The organism is Gemmatimonadota bacterium, from assembly GCA_016713785.1.
Lineage (GTDB): Bacteria > Gemmatimonadota > Gemmatimonadetes > Gemmatimonadales > GWC2-71-9 > JADJOM01.
The window spans coordinates 1,214,205-1,229,446 of the sequence record JADJOM010000003.1; the positions used below are offsets into that span (position 1 = coordinate 1,214,205).

17 protein-coding genes are annotated in these 15,242 nt (G+C 72.0%); 7 read left to right on the forward strand and 10 right to left on the reverse strand.

Annotated features, from left to right (window positions below):
- Window positions 1-2: 2 nt before the first annotated feature.
- Window positions 3-1,265, reverse strand: a complete 1,263-nt coding sequence (locus tag IPJ95_13480; GenBank protein ID MBK7924615.1) for a SpoIID/LytB domain-containing protein — start codon at window positions 1,263-1,265, stop codon at window positions 3-5.
- Window positions 1,262-1,765 carry a YajQ family cyclic di-GMP-binding protein gene (locus IPJ95_13485; GenBank protein ID MBK7924616.1) on the reverse strand — a complete coding sequence of 168 codons (504 nt, stop codon included), beginning with the start codon at window positions 1,763-1,765 and terminating at the stop codon, window positions 1,262-1,264. Before IPJ95_13485 ends, IPJ95_13480 begins: the two co-directional genes overlap by 4 nt.
- Before the next feature lie 124 nt (window positions 1,766-1,889).
- Here IPJ95_13485 and IPJ95_13490 point away from each other — a divergent pair, with 124 nt between their 5' ends.
- The 4 genes from IPJ95_13490 to metX all read left to right on the forward strand — a co-directional run bounded on the left by IPJ95_13490 (window position 1,890) and on the right by metX (window position 6,121).
- On the forward strand, window positions 1,890-2,282 hold the full coding sequence (locus IPJ95_13490) for a hypothetical protein (GenBank protein ID MBK7924617.1): 393 nt from the start codon (window positions 1,890-1,892) through the stop codon (window positions 2,280-2,282).
- Between the two features lie 430 nt (window positions 2,283-2,712).
- A complete protein-coding gene (locus IPJ95_13495; GenBank protein MBK7924618.1) occupies window positions 2,713-4,053 on the forward strand; it encodes an O-acetylhomoserine aminocarboxypropyltransferase/cysteine synthase in 1,341 nt (446 codons plus the stop codon).
- Complete coding sequence (locus IPJ95_13500; protein ID MBK7924619.1) at window positions 4,050-5,096, forward strand: hypothetical protein; 1,047 nt, start codon at window positions 4,050-4,052, stop codon at window positions 5,094-5,096. Before IPJ95_13495 ends, IPJ95_13500 begins: the two co-directional genes overlap by 4 nt.
- Window positions 5,093-6,121 carry a homoserine O-acetyltransferase gene (metX, locus tag IPJ95_13505; GenBank protein MBK7924620.1) on the forward strand — a complete coding sequence of 343 codons (1,029 nt, stop codon included), beginning with the start codon at window positions 5,093-5,095 and terminating at the stop codon, window positions 6,119-6,121. Before IPJ95_13500 ends, metX begins: the two co-directional genes overlap by 4 nt.
- A gap of 14 nt (window positions 6,122-6,135) precedes the next feature.
- Here metX and IPJ95_13510 read toward each other — a convergent pair whose 3' ends face one another.
- The 7 genes from IPJ95_13510 to larE form a co-directional block, all read right to left on the reverse strand.
- Window positions 6,136-7,008 (reverse strand): sigma-70 family RNA polymerase sigma factor, encoded by an 873-nt coding sequence (locus tag IPJ95_13510; GenBank protein ID MBK7924621.1) that lies wholly within the window; start codon window positions 7,006-7,008, stop codon window positions 6,136-6,138.
- 92 nt (window positions 7,009-7,100) lie between these two features.
- Window positions 7,101-8,597 (reverse strand): aldehyde dehydrogenase family protein, encoded by a 1,497-nt coding sequence (locus IPJ95_13515; GenBank protein MBK7924622.1) that lies wholly within the window; start codon window positions 8,595-8,597, stop codon window positions 7,101-7,103.
- A gap of 49 nt (window positions 8,598-8,646) precedes the next feature.
- Window positions 8,647-9,114, reverse strand: a complete 468-nt coding sequence (locus tag IPJ95_13520; protein MBK7924623.1) for a hypothetical protein — start codon at window positions 9,112-9,114, stop codon at window positions 8,647-8,649.
- On the reverse strand, window positions 9,111-10,487 hold the full coding sequence (locus IPJ95_13525) for a sigma-54-dependent Fis family transcriptional regulator (protein ID MBK7924624.1): 1,377 nt from the start codon (window positions 10,485-10,487) through the stop codon (window positions 9,111-9,113). The genes IPJ95_13520 and IPJ95_13525 overlap by 4 nt, the downstream gene beginning before the upstream one ends.
- Complete coding sequence (locus tag IPJ95_13530; protein ID MBK7924625.1) at window positions 10,484-11,131, reverse strand: hypothetical protein; 648 nt, start codon at window positions 11,129-11,131, stop codon at window positions 10,484-10,486. The genes IPJ95_13525 and IPJ95_13530 overlap by 4 nt, the downstream gene beginning before the upstream one ends.
- Window positions 11,131-11,685 (reverse strand): RNA 2',3'-cyclic phosphodiesterase, encoded by a 555-nt coding sequence (gene thpR / locus IPJ95_13535; GenBank protein ID MBK7924626.1) that lies wholly within the window; start codon window positions 11,683-11,685, stop codon window positions 11,131-11,133. Before thpR ends, IPJ95_13530 begins: the two co-directional genes overlap by 1 nt.
- Complete coding sequence (gene larE, locus IPJ95_13540) at window positions 11,685-12,503, reverse strand: ATP-dependent sacrificial sulfur transferase LarE (GenBank protein ID MBK7924627.1); 819 nt, start codon at window positions 12,501-12,503, stop codon at window positions 11,685-11,687. Before larE ends, thpR begins: the two co-directional genes overlap by 1 nt.
- 78 nt (window positions 12,504-12,581) lie before the next feature.
- Between larE and arfB the strand changes: the two genes are divergently transcribed.
- Genes arfB through IPJ95_13555 form a run of 3 tightly spaced genes read left to right on the forward strand, consistent with a single transcriptional unit; the run spans window position 12,582 to window position 14,542 of the window.
- A complete protein-coding gene (gene arfB, locus IPJ95_13545) occupies window positions 12,582-13,019 on the forward strand; it encodes an aminoacyl-tRNA hydrolase (protein ID MBK7924628.1) in 438 nt (145 codons plus the stop codon).
- On the forward strand, window positions 13,012-14,001 hold the full coding sequence (locus IPJ95_13550; GenBank protein ID MBK7924629.1) for a threonylcarbamoyl-AMP synthase: 990 nt from the start codon (window positions 13,012-13,014) through the stop codon (window positions 13,999-14,001). The genes arfB and IPJ95_13550 overlap by 8 nt, the downstream gene beginning before the upstream one ends.
- Before the next feature lie 22 nt (window positions 14,002-14,023).
- Entirely contained in the window at window positions 14,024-14,542 is a 519-nt protein-coding gene (locus IPJ95_13555; protein ID MBK7924630.1) for a YqhA family protein, read from the forward strand.
- A 1-nt stretch (window position 14,543) separates the two neighbouring features.
- Here IPJ95_13555 and IPJ95_13560 read toward each other — a convergent pair whose 3' ends face one another.
- Window positions 14,544-15,212, reverse strand: coding sequence for an LEA type 2 family protein (locus IPJ95_13560; GenBank protein MBK7924631.1), 669 nt, complete (start codon window positions 15,210-15,212; stop codon window positions 14,544-14,546).
- Window positions 15,213-15,242 lie beyond the last annotated feature (30 nt).

The following is a 15,242-nucleotide window of genomic DNA, read 5'->3' on the forward strand; positions in this document are numbered from 1 at the left end:
CCTCAGTACGCCCGGCTCAATTCCGTGCCCGGAAAGTAGGCACGGAGGATCGTCACCGCATCCTGTCCCGCGCGCGCCCGCCCCACCGCCCCCCACTGGCAGAACCCCACCCCATGCCCGGCCCCGCCCCCTTCGGCCACCAGCTTCGCCAGGCGGGCGCCGGCGCGCGTCTCGATCAGCTGGAACACCGCGCTGCGGAGCGAGGCCTCGCCGACCGGGCGCAGGACACGGCGCACCGCCGGTCCCTCGACCGTCACCGTGCCCCGGCGGATCGCCAGGCTGAGCCGGGCCACGCGATCGCTGCCGGTCCGACGGGTGACGCTGACCCCCTGGACCGGTGCCACGTCCGCGGCGTGGACGCCGGCCGCCGCGGGCGGGAGCGACCGTTGCAGCACGTCATCCAGTTGCGCGCCGGTCCACTCCTCGCGCCAGCGATAGCGGGGGGAGATCCGGCAGTAGGACTGGCCCTCGGGATCCGTGTCCACGACCGACTGGAGGTAGGGCCGGTCGGCCGCGGCAAAGACCTCGGTGCCCGTGGCCGTCCGGCCTCCGCAGGTGGAGAAGAAGAAGGCATCGATCGGGAGGCCCTGCCAGCTGACGATCTGGCCGGCGGTGGCCTGGACGGCCCACCGGGCCAGCGGATACTCGGCGCCCACCCCTCCGTAGACCTGGTCCGCCACGGTGGCGTACAGGTCGAACCCCTCGGTGGCGCGCTTGCCCAGGTTCCGGATGGCGAAGGTCCGCGACACGATGGCCTGGGCCTCGAGGGCCGCCGCCTCGGCGGAGTCGCGCCGGCCCATCTCGGCGCCAAGCACCCCGGTGAGATAGTCCTCCATCCCGACGCGGTTGATGACGGTGAGGCCGGCGCGGTCCCGGGAGAGCTGCACGGTTCCCCGGTACCCCTTCCCGTTCACCAGCACGATCCCCCCGTCCTGGCGCGGCACCACCGTCACGGCTGGCTGCCCGCTGATGGCCCAGCCGGTGGGGCCGGCCACCGTGAAGCCATCCGCCGATGCGCGGGCCTGCCAGGTGCTCCCTGGCTCGGCGGCGGCGAGGGCGGCCCCCTCGCCGTCCAGAAAGCTCAGTCCACTGTCCCCGGCGAACGTCACCCGGGCTGCCCCCGTGGCCAGGCCGACGCGGATCTCCGGGGCCCGACCCTCCGGAGCGGGGCCGGCCTCAGGAGCCTCCTGGGGGGCGCAGGTCACGAGCCCCCCGGCCAGGAGGGCCAGTACGCCAAGCCGGCGGGCGACGACCGGGACGGTCAACCGCGGTAGTTCCCGAACTTGAGCTCGATCCCGAAGTCCTGGGTCCGCAGGAAGGCGATCACCGCCTGCAACTCGTCCCGGGAGGGGGCCGTGACCCGGATCTCCTCACCCTGGATGGCGGGCTGGACCTTCTTGAACCCATGGTCCTTGATGGCCCGGGTGATCTTCTTGGCCACGTCGGTCTCGATCCCTTGGGTCAGGCCGATGACCCGGCGAACGGACGTCCCCGTGGCGGCGACCGGGTCGCCGATCTTGAGATTTTTCACCGGGACCCCACGCTTGACCATCTTGGTCTGTACGATGTCGAGAAGCTGGTCCATGCGGAAATCGTCGTCGGCATGCAGACGGATCTCCGCCTTCTCCCGGTCGAACTCGATAGTGCAGTGGGTGCCCTTGAAGTCGTACCGCTGGGCGACCTCCTTCACCGCCTGGTTGATCGCGTTGTCGACCTCCTGGAGGTCGGCACCGGTCGAGACGTCGAACGAAGGGTTGCTGGCCATGATCCGGCTCGGGTGTCTGGTGTAACCGCTGATGCCACTTGGACTTTCAATCTAAGCCGGGACCCTCAAGTTTTCACCGCCTCCGCCCGAGGATAAAAGGAGATTCCCACTACGGACGCCCCCGATGAAGAACCGCATTCGGCACCTGATGACCGACTGGCACCCCGAACTCCCCGCCACGGAGGAGCCGAAGGCGCCCAAGGTGGAGCGCCAGACCGGCGGCTACCCCCTGCCCCGCGGCATCAACATGCTGATGCCGGTGGAGCTGTGCATCAACCGGGACCTGCTCATCACACTGCTCTCGGCCAGCATCCAGGAGATGCACCGGCACAAGCGGGAGGGGTTCGAGGCGGTCTCCGAGGCGGCTCGCACGGAGCTCGAGGCGGCGCTCCAGCAGCAGCTGGCGTTCCGCGCCTGGGCCCGGGCGCACCCCGCCAACTACATCTGCATCGCGATGTACCCGACCACCGAGGCCGACACCACGGTGGAGGACCTCGAGGACCTCGGCGAGCTGTAGCACCGGGCGTGTGCGGGCCGGCCAGGGCGTGCGGCCTACTTGACGGATGCGGTACGAGTTCCTAGGTTGGTTTCCGGCGGATGGATTTAAGGCAACTTGCTACCGCCCGGGGCTCCGGCCCCAAACCAAAGAGCTAAAGCGCCGGTAGGGTCATCAACCCCCGCGCTCGTTGCCGCGGGGGTTTGTGCTTGTACCCACCGCGCGCTTCGAGGGAAACGCATCAGAGCCATGACGCGCTGCCCCAAGATGTGTCGCTGTGTGTGCATGTGCACCCCTCGCGGGGTGGACCGCGCCAGCGCGCGTCTCGGAACGATGACCTGAGCAGTTTCAGCTCACTCCAGAGACCCCGACGGCCCGGTTCACCCAACGTGAACCGGGCCGTTTCGCATGCGCGAACCAGCCTTCACCGTTGACCACGAGGAGCCCGATCATGACGTACCATCCCGACACTCTCGCCATCCACGCCGGCCAGGTGCCCGACCCGACGACCAACTCGCGGGCCGTGCCCATCTACGCCACCACCAGCTACGTGTTCAACAGCACCGAACACGCGGCCAACCTGTTCGGGCTCCGGGAGTTCGGCAATATCTACACCCGGATCATGAACCCGACGACCGACGTCTTCGAGAAGCGGATCGCCGAGCTCGAGGGCGGCGCCGCGGCGCTCGGCGTGGCCAGCGGGCAGGCCGCGGAGACCCTGACGATCCTCAACCTGGCGCGCGCCGGCGACAACATCGTCTCGTCCCAGACGCTCTACGGCGGGACCTACAACCTCTTTGCCTACACCCTGCCCAAGTGGGGCATCACCACGACCTTCGTGGACATCCACAATCTCGACGCCGTGCGCCAGGCCATCAACGCCGGGACCCGCGCCCTCTACGTGGAGACCATCGGCAACCCGCGCCTCGACGTCCCGGACTTCACCGCGCTGGCCGATATCGCGCACCAGGCGGGGATCCCGCTGGTGGTGGACAACACCTTCGGGGCCGCGACCCTGTGCCGCCCCATCAAGTACGGCGCCGACATCGTGGTCCACTCCGCCACCAAGTGGATCGGCGGGCACGGGACCTCCATCGGCGGGGTGGTGGTCGACGCCGGCACCTTCGACTGGACCAGCGACAAGGCCCGGGCCCGCTTCCCGGAGTTCTCCGCACCCGACCCGTCATATCACGGGCTGGTCTACACCCAGGCGTTCGCCAACCTGGCGTTCATCATCAAGCTGCGCGTCCAGCTGCTGCGTGACCTGGGCCCGGCCCTCTCGCCGTTCAACGCCTTCCTGTTCCTGCAGGGGCTCGAGACGCTGCCGCTGCGGATCCGGCGCCACGCGGACAACGCGCTGGCCCTGGCCACCTGGCTGCAGAAGGATCCGCGGGTGGAGTGGGTGTCGTATCCGGGCCTGCCCTCGCATCCCGAGCACAGGAACGCCACGCGCTACCTCGAGGGGGGCTTCGGCGGGGTGCTGACCTTCGGGGTGAAGGGCGGACTCACCGCCGCGCGGGCGCTGATCGACCGGGTCAAGCTGTTCTCCCTGCTCGCCAACGTGGGCGACGCCAAGTCGCTGATCATCCACCCGGCCTCGACCACGCACGAGCAGCTCACCCCCGAGCAGCAGCGGGCCACCGGCGTGGTGCCCGAGCTGGTCCGCATCTCGGCCGGGCTCGAGGACGCCCGCGACCTGATCGCCGACCTGGACCAGGCGCTCGGCGGTGAGGCGGCCACGGCCTCAGGCGGCAAGGCCACGGCGGCCGGGGCGGCCGGGGCGGGCCGGTGACCACCCCGCTCGTCATCAAGCTCGGGGGCGATGCGCTGGCCTCCCCCGAGCGGATCGCCGCGGAGGCGCACCGGATCGCGGGCCACGCGGCGCGGGGCCCGGTGGTGGCGGTGGCGAGCGCCCGTCGGGGCGTGACCGACCGCCTGCTGGGCCTCGCCGACGAAGTCGACACGGCGGCCCGGCGGCTGGACGGCTCGGCGCCGCCCCTCCCGGAGGACTCGGCGGAACGGGATCGCGTCGTCGCCACCGGCGAGGTGGTCGCGGCCTCCCTGCTCGCCCTGGCGCTCAACCGCCTCGGGGTGGCCGCCGTGTCACTCGATGCACGGGAAGCCGGTGTCCGCGCGTCGGGCCGGTTTGGCCGGGCGCGGATCCGGCACATCCAGCCGCGACGCATCCAGCAGATTCTTGCACGCGGGATTGTGCCGGTCATCACCGGGTTCCAGGGCTGGCACCGGGGTCGGGTGGCCACGCTGGCGCGCGGCGGCACCGACACGTCCGCCATCGCGCTGGCCGCGGCACTCGGGGGCAACCGGGTGCGGTTCGTAAAGGACGCGGAGGGGCTGCGCACCGCCGACCCGAGGCTGGTGCCGGAGTCACGTCCCATTCCCGAGGCGCCGCACGCGTTCCTCACGGCGCTCACCGCGGCGGGGGCACGCATCGTCCAGGCCGAGGCCGCCGCCCTGGCCGAGGAGCGGGGCGTGGCGCTCGAATTCTGTTCGCTGGCATCCGACCAGCCCCTCAGCACGGTCGGGTCTGTTGGGTCGGTTCCCGGCCTGTGCGCGGTGGCCTCCACCCCGGCCGGTGAGGGCGTCACCGCCATCACGGCGCTCGCGGCGGATCCGCGGGACGTGGTCCTGGCCGCCGAAGCCCTGCGGGAGGCCCTGGTCGCGGAGGGAGTGCTCCTGCTCGACCGCCAGCCCGCTGCCGGGGGCCTGCGCCTGCTGGTGAATGAGGCGCAGGCCACGCTCGCCCTCCGCGTGGTGCATCGGGTGCTGGTCGAGGGCGAGCGGCGATGTTCCAGCCCGGTGCGTCGCGCGTCATGACCGCGCTCGCCGGCCCCGCCACCCAGCGCGCCACGCTCTCCCTCGGCGACTTCCGTCCCGACCAAGGTGGCGTCATCCGGGACGCGCAGCTGCGGTACCGGGTGATCGGCGACCCGGCCCTCGGCGCCGCGCACGGCTGGATCCTGGTCTTCCACGCGCTCACCGGGAGCGCGGAGATCGACGACTGGTGGGAGCCGCTGATCGGCCCGGGGCGCGCGCTCGACACCAGCCGGCACCCGATCCTCGCGGCCAACCTGCTGGGCAGCTGCTACGGCTCCTCGGGGCCGGCCGAGGTCTCCAATGGCAGCTTCCCCGCCCTGACCAGCGCCGACCTGGCGCGCGCCCACCTGCCCCTGCTCGAGGCCCTGGGCATCCGACGGCTGGCGCTGGTCACTGGAGGTTCACTGGGTGGCATGGTGGCGCTGCAGTGGGGCCTGATCACGCCCGTCCCGGTGGAGCGCCTGGTGGTCTTCGCCGCACCCGCCGTGGCCACCGCCCAGGCGATCGCCTGGAACGCCGCGCAGCGCCTGGCCATCGAGGCGGACGCGGCGTGGGCCGGGGGGCGGTACCCGGCCGGGCAGGGGCCGGTCGCGGGCCTCGCCGCTGCCCGGGCCATCGCCATGATCACCTACCGGTCACAGGTGGAGTTCGCCGGCCGCTTCGGCCGGCAGCAGACGCGGGTCCCCGGGCGCTTTGACGTCGAGCATTACCTGCGCCGCCACGGCGAGAAGCTGGTGGCCCGGTTCGACGCCCGGAGCTACATGGCGCTGATGCACGCCATGGACAGCCAGGACGTGGGTGAGCTGGCCGCGGCGGGCGCCCGAACGGCGCGCCAGGTGGGCGCGGTGATCGGCGTCGGGATCGACACCGACATCCTGTACTACCCGGCCGAGGTACGGGACTGGGTCGAGGGGTACCGGGCGGGCGGCGCGAACGCACGGTATGCCGAGATCAGCACCCCGTACGGGCATGATGCATTTCTGATCGAGTTCGGGCAGGTGGAGCGGATACTGCGGGAAGGTTGACCGCGGGGCACTGCTCAGGTGAGGAACGACTCCAGGGCGCGGGCCCGGCTGACGTGGCGCAGCCGGGTCAGCGCCTTTTCCTTGATCTGCCGGACCCGTTCGCGGGTGATGCCGAGCAGGCTGCCGATCTCCTCGAGCGTCATCGGCTCCGGGCCGTCGAGGCCGAAGTAGAGCCGCAGGATCTTGGCCTCACGCTCCTTGAGGGTGCCCAGCACCTCCTCAATGGAGTTGGTGAGGGCCTTCTCGAAGGTCTCGCTGTCGGGGCCGGCGTTCTGCGTGTCGGGAAGGTAGTCGAGGAGCTTGTTGTCCTCGCCGGGGGTGAGCGGGGCGTCAAGGGAGAGGTGGTTCTGCGAGATGGAGAGTGTCTTCTGGACCTCCTCCATGGTGATGTCCATGCCCTCGGCGATCTCGGCGGGGGTCGGTTCGCGACCGAGCTCCTGCAGCAGCGCGGAGGAGCGCTTGCCGATGCGGTGCAGCGTGCCGGCGCGGTTGAGCGGCACCCGGACGATGCGGCTCTGTTCGGCGAGGGCCTGCAGAATGGCCTGCCGGATCCACCAGACGGCGTAGCTGATGAACTTGATGCCCTTGGTCTCGTCGAACTTGTGGGCGGCGCGGATGAGGCCGAGGTTGCCCTCGTTGATCAGGTCGGAGAGCGAGACGCCCTGGTTCTGGTACTTCTTGGCCACCGACACCACGAAGCGCAGGTTGCTGCGGACGAGCTTGTCCAGCGCCTCCTCGTCCCCGACGCGGATGCACTGGGCGAGGCGGACCTCTTCCTCCTGATTGATCAGCGGATACCGGCTGATTTCGCGCAGGTACTGGTCGAGCGAGCCCTCGTCGAATGACGATGATCCGCGCTTGCCGGTACCTACTCGCATTGGACGCATGGACGATGCCTCACCACAGGCAGGAGGAGCTTCTCCCGGAACCTTAGCCGCCCTGAAAAACCCGCGCAAGCGGGGGGCAACCGCACCGGGGCCTAGCCGTCCCGATAGTTGTCGATCTGTGCCCGCTGCAACGCCCCGGAGTAGTCGACGTAGCCCACCTTGGTCTCCGAATAGAACTCGTAGACCTCCCACCCGCCCTCGCGGTGCCCGTTCCCGGTCTGCTTCACGCCCCCGAACGGCAGGTGCGCCTCGGCCCCGATCGTCGGGGCATTGATGTAGGTGATGCCGTTGTCGAGCCGTTCGAGCGCCTGGAACGCGGCCTGGGCATCCCGGGTGTAGACGGCGCTGGAGAGGCCGTAGCGCACCCCGTTGCTGACGCGGATGGCCTCATCGAGCGAGCCGATCCGCAGCACGCTGAGCACCGGGCCGAAGATCTCCTCCTGCTCCAGCCGCGAGCCCGGCCTGACCCCGGCGAAGATCGTGGGCTGGAAGAACCAGCCCCGGGCCAGCGCGGCGCCCCGCGGCCGCGCCCCGCCGGTGACCAGTTCCGCGCCCTCGCCCCGCCCCACCGCCACATACGCCTCCACCTTGGCGCGGGCAGCCTCGTGGATCAGCGGCCCCATTTCGGTCCCTGGCTTCCGGCCGTCGCCGAGGCGGAGCTTGGCCGCGCGCTCGGCGAGCCGCGCCAGGAACCGGTCGTGGATCTTCCGATGCAGCAGCAGGCGGCTGGTGGCGGTGCAGCGCTGGCCGGTGGTGCCGAACGCGCCCCACAGCACGCCATCGAGCGCGAGGTCCAGGTCGGCGTCGTCCAGGACGATCATGGCGTTCTTGCCGCCCATCTCCAGTGACAGGCGCTTGTGCAGGCGGCCGGCGGCCGCGCCGATGCCCGCGCCGGTGGCGGTGGAGCCGGTGAACGAGAGCACCGGCACCTCGGGGTGCTCCACCAGCGCCCGCCCTGCGGTCTCGCCACGGCCGTGCACCAGGTTGATCACGCCGGGCGGGAACCCCGCCTCCTCCGCCAGTTCCACCAGGCGGTGGGCGGTCCACGGTACGTCCTCCGCCGGCTTGAGCACCACCGTATTACCGCACACCAGCGCAGGAAACATCTTCCAGGTGGGAATGGCGAGCGGAAAGTTGAACGGGGTGATGAGGCCGCAGACGCCGATGGGCCGGCGCCAGCTCATGGCCCACTTGGCGCGGAGCTCCGAGGGCACGGTGCGACCGAAGAGCCGGCGCCCCTCACTGGCGGCGTAATAGGCGGTGTCGATCCCTTCCTGCACGTCGCCACGGGTCTCGGTGAGGACCTTGCCCATCTCGCGGGACATCCCCTGGGCCAGCGCCTCCTTGTCGCGCGCGAGCAGGTCGCCGAGGCGGCGCAGGAGGTCGCCGCGGGCGGGCGCGGGCACGCGCCGCCAGCCCTCGAAGGCGCGGGCGGCCGCCGCCACCGCGCGCGCGACGTCGGCCGGTCCCGAGTCGGGGAAGCGGCCGATCAGGTCGCCGGCGTCGGCCGGGTTGCGGTTCTCGAGATAGCGCCGGGTGCTGGGCGCAAACCACTCGCCGCCGATCAGGTTCCGGTAGGTCGAGCCCATGGGGACCCTGGGATGAGAAGTGGGGACGCGGGCACCGCAGGACAGGCGCCTAGGGCGCCTCGACCCCGGTGGTGCAGGTCCAGGTGCGAGCCACCCGCGCGTAGCCGACCCTGGGCAGCACCTCCCGGGCGGCGAGGACCAGCCCCCACAGGAGCACCGCCAGCGAGAGGAAGTGCGCCAGTCCCAGGCGTCGCTGCCAGGAGGTGATGGAGCTCCACAGTCCCGCCACGACCACGGTGGCGATGGCGCCCAGGTAGACGGCCAGGTTGAATCCGCAGGCATTGGCGTAGGGCCACTGCGTGATGCCCACCGCCAGCGCGAGCCCGAGCAGCACCCGGAGCCAGGTGGTGAAGGTGGCGAGCTTCCCTCCCCCGCCGCCGCCGGGCGCTGGCGTGGCGGCGGGGGTGGAACGTCCGGCCGTGGCCGGTGCCGGCGCGGCACTGCCGACCGGCTGCTTGGCGATCACCTTGTCGATCGCCGCGAGTTCCTTGTCCCAGTCACGTGGCTGTTCGCTCATTTGACTTCCCGGTCCAGGCCGAGGCGCTCGAGCTTCTTGTAGAGCACCGAGCGGCTGAGCTTGAGCAGCCGCGCCGTCTCGGTGACGTTCCAGTCGCTGTCCTTCAGGCGTTCGGTGATCAGCCGGCGCTCCACCTCGGTCATGAGCTCGTCGAAGCCCAGGTCCCGGTCCTCGGGCCGCAGGAGGTCCGCGGCCGACGTCCCGCCACCTCCCCCGCCCAGCACGCGCCCGACGTCCCCGGCGGTCACCGCCTTGCCAGGCGCGAGGATCAGCAATCGCTCCACGGCGTTGCGCAGTTCACGCACGTTGCCGGGCCAGTCCCGCTCGGCCAGCCGCTCCACCGCGCCCGGCTCCAGGCTCCGGGCGCCCTTGCCGGTCCCGCCCGCCAGCTGGCCCACGAAGTGCTGGACCAGCGCGGGGATGTCCTCGCGCCGGCTGCGCAGCGGCACGACGTGGATCGGCACCACGTTGAGGCGATAGAAGAGGTCCTCGCGGAAGCGGCCGGCGGCGATCTCCGCCTCGAGCTCCTTGTTGGTGGCGGCGATGACCCGCACGTCGACCTCCACCGACTTGGCGCCCCCCACCCGGGTCACCACGCCCTCCTGCAGCGCGCGCAGCACCTTGGCCTGGGCCGACAGGGTCATGTCGCCGATCTCGTCGAGGAAGAGCGTGCCCCCGTCGGCCTGCTCGAACCGGCCCGCCCGGTCGGCGCTGGCGCCGGTGAACGATCCCTTCACGTGGCCGAAGAGCTCGCTCTCGATCAGCTCCGCGGGGATCGCCGCACAGTTGACCTCCACGAACGCGCGCGACTTCCGCGTCGAGGCCTCGTGCAGCGCGCGCGCCACCAGCTCCTTGCCGGTGCCGTTCTCCCCGGTGATGAGCACCCGGCCGCTGGTGGGGCCCACCCGGGCGATGACCTCCCGCAGCAGTTGCAGCGCGGGACTGTCGCCCACCATGGTGTAGCGCCGGCCGGCGTCGGCCCGCAGCCGCCGGTAGTCGCCGCTCAGCTCCGCGAACTCGAGCGCCTTCCGGACGGTGACGAGCAGGCGGTCGCTGTCGAGCGGCTTCTCCAGGAAGTCGAAGGCCCCGCGCCGCGTGGCCTCCACCGCGGTGGCCACCGTGGCGTGTCCCGAGATCATCACCACCACGGCGCCCGGGTCGAGCTCGCGCAGGCGGCCAAGGGTGTCGATGCCGTCCATGCCGGCCATCTTCACGTCGAGGAAGACGACGTGGGGCCGGAGCTCCGGATAGAGCGAGAGCGCCTCGCCGCCGGAGGACGCGGTGCGCACCTCGAGGCCCTCGTACTCGAGCACCTGCTTGAGCGCGTTGCGGACCCCCACTTCATCATCCACCACCAGCAGCCGCTGGGTCATCGGGTCTCCTTGGGGTACAGCGCCACGCCCGTGGGGCGGATGCGCAGGCGGGCCACCCCGGCGGGCAGGTCGAACGGGATCGCCCCGTCGGGCGCCCCGGGCAGCGCCCGGCCGACGAGGTCGCGGCTGGCCTGCTCCGGCAAGGTGAAGCCCCGCAGGGTGAGGCCATCGACCCGCCAGCGGGCCTGGCCGGGCCGGGTCACCTCGACCACGCCGGTGGCGGAGACCGGCTCCCATGGTTCCAGCGCGCCGGCCAGCGGGCCCAGGGCGTCGGCAGGAATGCGCGAGGTCTCGAGCCGCGCGGACACGGTCAGGCGGCCCTCCCCCAGGTCCAGCCGCAGGGAGTCCATGCGGTCGCGCACCTCCGGCGGGAGACCCTCCCGGACCAGTGAGGCCATCTCCGAGGCGGAGAGGAGCACCGAGTCGGCGTGCCAGCCGTGCAGGCTGTCGACCTTGTCGCGGGCCCGTGTCAGCCCCGCGGCATCGGGAACCCCCGCGTCCGCGCCGGTGAGGACGCCAGTCACCCGGGACACCTGCGGCCGCAGCCGGCGCAGGATCTGGTCACGGAACAGCCAGCCCCCGCTCAGGAGCGCGGCCAGCAGCAGCAGGCCCAGCAGCTTCAACGGCAGCAGCAACCAGCGCATCAGCCTTCCAGGTCAAGGGTCCGGAGCGGCGTGTAGACTGCGCCGCCCGGCGCGGCATCGCTTCTGAAGAGCACCAATCGGCGTGCCACGAAACTCTCGCGGAGCTGGTGCGCCGTGAGCCGGTCCACCGCGGCGTCGGGGAGCCGTGCCCCCTCCCGGAGCCTGCCCAGCGTCACGTGCGGCCGGAAGGGCCGCCCCTCGACGGCATACCCCAGCCGCTCGGCCCCCTGCTCCACCCGGTGCATCAGCAGCTCAAGCGCCGGCGCACCCTCGTAGCCAGCCCACAGCACCTTGGCCCGGGTCCAGCCGGGGAATGCCCCGAGGTCCCGCGCCCCGCACGGCAGCGCCCCGGTCCCGCGCGCGGCCGTCACGAGCATCTCTCCGACGGCCTCGACCCGGCTGGCGTCCGTCTCGCCGAAGAACTTGAGGGTGATGTGCAGCCCCTCCGCGCGGGCCCAGCGCACCGGCCACCCCGCGGCACCCAGCGCCACGAGCAACTCGGCGAGTTCCCCATCCGCCGGCGGCTCCACCGGCAGCGCAGCGAAGAGCCGCATCAGCCGCCGAGGACCGGCAGCGCGGCCAGCAAGGCACCCCGACGATAGCCGCGGCGATCCAGTTCCACCCGGCCGAACCCCAGCGCCGCGAGTTCCACGGAGAGCCCAGGCCAACGCGCGGCGAGCATCTCCACCTGCTCCAGCGCCACCTCCACGGAGGCGTGATCACCGCGGTGCCGCACCCGGAGATCGCCGGTGACGCCGGCGCGGCGCAGGAGCTCCTCGGCGGCCTCGACCTGGCGCAGGCGCTCCGGGGTGACCGCCAGCCCGTACTGGATCCGGCTCGACAGGCATGGCGCCGCTGGCGCATCCCACGTGGGGAGGCCGAGCGCCTGGGCGGCGGCACGGATCATCGGCTTGGTCCAGCCCAGGTCGGCGAGCGGGGACTGGACCCGGAACTCGGCGGCCGCGCGTATCCCCGGGCGGTGTTCCCCGAGGTCATCGGCGTTGGTCCCGTCGATGATGGTGGTGAAGCCGCGCGCGCGCGCGAGCGCGCCCAGCCGGGTCCACAGCTCCTGTTTGCAGAAGTAGCAGCGATCCGGGGCATTGGCGCGGTAGCGAGGATCCTCGAGTTCGAGGGTGTCCACCTCGACCAGGGGTACCTCGAACTGGCGGGCGATGGCGGTGGCGGCGCGGTACTGCACCTCGGGATAGGCCTCGCTCCGCCCGATCACCGCGAGAAACCGGTCCGGCCCGAGCGCCCGGGCGCCCACCACGGCCAGCAGCGCGGAGTCGACCCCGCCGGAGTAGCCGAGCAGCACCCGACCGAGCCCCTCGAGGTGGGCCGCGAGCACGCGGGGATCGGCAGCAGCAGGCATGCGGGAAACGTAAAGGCCCGGTGCCCCGTGGCACAGGCGCACCTTCCACCCCGGCCCGTCCCGCACCACTTTTCCGCGATGCAGGACGACGCCACCCTCCGGGTCAGCCCCACCGTGCGGATTCCCCTCGCCGAGCTCTCCTTCCGCGCCACCCGGAGCGGTGGGCCCGGGGGGCAGCATGTGAACACTTCATCCACCCGGGTGGAGCTCTGGTGGCACCTCGACGGAAGTCCGAGCCTCACCGCCGCGGAGCGCGCCCGGGTGCATGCCCGCCTCCGGACCAGGATCACCGAGGACGGCTGGCTGCGCGTGGTGTCGGCGGAGACCCGAAGCCAGGCCCAGAACCGGCAGGCGGCGGTGGAGCGCTTCCGGGAGACCCTCGAGGCCGCGCTCCACGTGCCCAAGACGCGCAAGGCCACCCGGCCATCCAAGGCCTCCAAGGAGCGCCGGCTGGTGGCCAAGCGCCGGCAGAGCGCGCGGAAGCGGGACCGACGCCTCACAGACCGGGATGACTGAGCACCGCCCCGTGCCGCGGGTGCTCCCCGCGGACGCCGATGGGATCGCCGAGGCGGTGGCGCTGCTGCGCGCCGGCGAGGTCGTGGCCTTCCCGACCGAGACCGTCTATGGCCTCGGCGCCAACGCCCTCGACCCGGCGGCGGTGGCCAGGATCTACACGGCCAAGGGCCGGCCGGCGTACAACCCCATGATCGTCCACGTGGCAGATGCCGCCGCCGCACGGGTGCTGGCGCGGGAGTGGCCCGCGATCGCCGACCGGCTGGCCGCGAGGTGGTGGCCCGGACCGCTGACGCTGGTCCTGCCCCGGGCCGCGCAGGTGCCGGACATCGTCACCGCGGGTCTGCCCACGGTGGCGCTGCGGGTGCCGGCCCACCCCGCGGCGCGTGCGCTGCTGGCCGCCGCCGGCATGCCCCTCGCCGCACCCAGTGCCAATCGCTCGGGTGAGGTCTCCCCGACGCAGGCACGGCACGTGGCGCGGAGCCTGGATGGCCGCATCCCCCTGGTGCTCGACGGTGGCGCGACCAGCGTCGGGATTGAATCCTCCGTGCTCGACTTGTCGGGGCCGCGGCCGGTCCTGCTGCGGCCCGGCAGCATCGCCCGGGCGGAGCTGGAGGCCGTGATCGGCCCGATTGCTGACCCGAACCATGCCGGCGGCGCGGAAGCGGCGCGCCCCTCGCCCGGGATGCTCGACCGCCACTATGCGCCCCGCGCGGCGCTGCGCTTGCTGGCGCCGGGCGAGGCGCCCGCGCGGGCGCCCGCGGGCGGGCGCCTCGGCGCGTTGTTGCTCGGCGACGCGCCCGCCGGCGCGGCCGACGTGGCCCTCCGCCTGCCCGCGGACCCGGCCGGCTACGCCCGGGAGCTGTACCAGGCGCTGCACCAGCTGGATGACCTCGGCGCCACCACGATCGTCGTGACGGCCCTGCCGGACACGCCCGCCTGGGCCGCGATCCGCGACCGGCTGGGACGTGCGGCCCACTCCTGACCCCAACCCCGATTCCCGACGCATGAGCACTTCGCCTCCGGACCACCCGTCGCCGCGCCTGCTCCGCGCCCTTTCCGGCAGCCGCTACCTCATCATCATCGCGGTCCTCTCCACGCTGGTGGCGGCCACCGCGCTTCTGGCCTACGGCGCGTACGAGACCTTCGCGGTGCTGCGCGGCGTGTGGCTCGCCGATGGCTCCGGCCCGAAGGGGGCCAAGGGGCTGATCCTCGCGTTCATCGAACTCACCGACCTCTTCCTGCTGGCGACGGTGCTGTACGTCATCGCGATCGGCCTGTTCGAGCTGTTCGTCGATGACCGGCTGGACCTGCCGAACTGGCTCGAGATCCACGACCTCAATGACCTCAAGGACAAGCTGATCGGCGTGGTGGTGGTGGTGATGGGCGTGCTCTTCCTGGGCCAGGTGGTGACCTGGGACGGACAGCGCGACCTGCTGGGCTATGGGGTGGGGATCGCCGCGGTGATCGCGGCGCTGACGTGGTTCTCGAGCCAGAAGCCCAAGAAGTCGGGAACCTCGACCTAGGCTAGGGTCGGCCGCCCTCGCCCGGCTGCTGGCCGGGACCCGGCACCACGGGGCCGTTGGGATCGTTGGGATAGAGGGGCCGGCGCGGCGGCGAGGTGCTGTCCTCGCCGGCGGCGGGCACGCGGCGGTCGAAGATCCCGGGCAGCGCGGACAGCCCCGGGCGGCAGGGCACGGCGCCCTCGCCCATCCAGCGCATTCCCTCGCCGTGCGAGTCGACCCGGCCCTTGAGCCGGAACTGCACCGGGCGGTTGCCGATCGGGGTGTGGACCACGCCGGTCCCGCTCAGTTCGAACGGCAGCACCCGGTCCGGGGTGCCAAGGTCGCTGGGCTGGAGCGGCATCACGATCACGAAACTGCTGGTGTCCCGCGTGCCCAGGAAGACCGGCTGGTCCCGCATCCCCTCCGCCACCGTGCGCCCCGAGAGCGCCAGCCGGGCCGTGAACCCGTCGCTCATCAGGTCGTAGTCGTTCCGGTTGCACCCCAGGAACATCAGCTCCAGCGAATCCGCCGCCCCCGCACCCATCTCGGCCCCCCGCCGGACGGTGACCGTGCGCAGGGCAAACGAGGGATCGTCGTATACCCACGCGCCCATGGCCGTGCACCCCGCCGCGGCGGGAAGCAGGACGAGCAGGGCGGACAGGGGCCAGCGGCGAGGGGAGGCGACGGGCACGCGAGGAAGTTACGACGGTGAGCACACCGG

Excerpts from the sequence above, each read along its gene's own strand:
- IPJ95_13520 (MBK7924623.1), bottom strand. The coding sequence starts at position 9,114 with ATGAGCGAACAGCCACGTGACTGGGACAAGGAACTCGCGGCGATCGAC.
- thpR (MBK7924626.1), bottom strand. The coding sequence starts at position 11,685 with ATGCGGCTCTTCGCTGCGCTGCCGGTGGAGCCGCCGGCGGATGGGGAA.
- IPJ95_13555 (MBK7924630.1), top strand. The coding sequence starts at position 14,024 with ATGAGCACTTCGCCTCCGGACCACCCGTCGCCGCGCCTGCTCCGCGCC.
- larE (MBK7924627.1), bottom strand. The coding sequence starts at position 12,503 with ATGCCTGCTGCTGCCGATCCCCGCGTGCTCGCGGCCCACCTCGAGGGG.
- IPJ95_13485 (MBK7924616.1), bottom strand. The coding sequence starts at position 1,765 with ATGGCCAGCAACCCTTCGTTCGACGTCTCGACCGGTGCCGACCTCCAG.
- IPJ95_13495 (MBK7924618.1), top strand. The coding sequence starts at position 2,713 with ATGACGTACCATCCCGACACTCTCGCCATCCACGCCGGCCAGGTGCCC.
- IPJ95_13525 (MBK7924624.1), bottom strand. The coding sequence starts at position 10,487 with ATGACCCAGCGGCTGCTGGTGGTGGATGATGAAGTGGGGGTCCGCAAC.
- IPJ95_13550 (MBK7924629.1), top strand. The coding sequence starts at position 13,012 with ATGACTGAGCACCGCCCCGTGCCGCGGGTGCTCCCCGCGGACGCCGAT.
- IPJ95_13510 (MBK7924621.1), bottom strand. The coding sequence starts at position 7,008 with ATGCGTCCAATGCGAGTAGGTACCGGCAAGCGCGGATCATCGTCATTC.
- arfB (MBK7924628.1), top strand. The coding sequence starts at position 12,582 with ATGCAGGACGACGCCACCCTCCGGGTCAGCCCCACCGTGCGGATTCCC.
- metX (MBK7924620.1), top strand. The coding sequence starts at position 5,093 with ATGACCGCGCTCGCCGGCCCCGCCACCCAGCGCGCCACGCTCTCCCTC.
- IPJ95_13530 (MBK7924625.1), bottom strand. The coding sequence starts at position 11,131 with ATGCGCTGGTTGCTGCTGCCGTTGAAGCTGCTGGGCCTGCTGCTGCTG.
- IPJ95_13515 (MBK7924622.1), bottom strand. The coding sequence starts at position 8,597 with ATGGGCTCGACCTACCGGAACCTGATCGGCGGCGAGTGGTTTGCGCCC.
- IPJ95_13490 (MBK7924617.1), top strand. The coding sequence starts at position 1,890 with ATGAAGAACCGCATTCGGCACCTGATGACCGACTGGCACCCCGAACTC.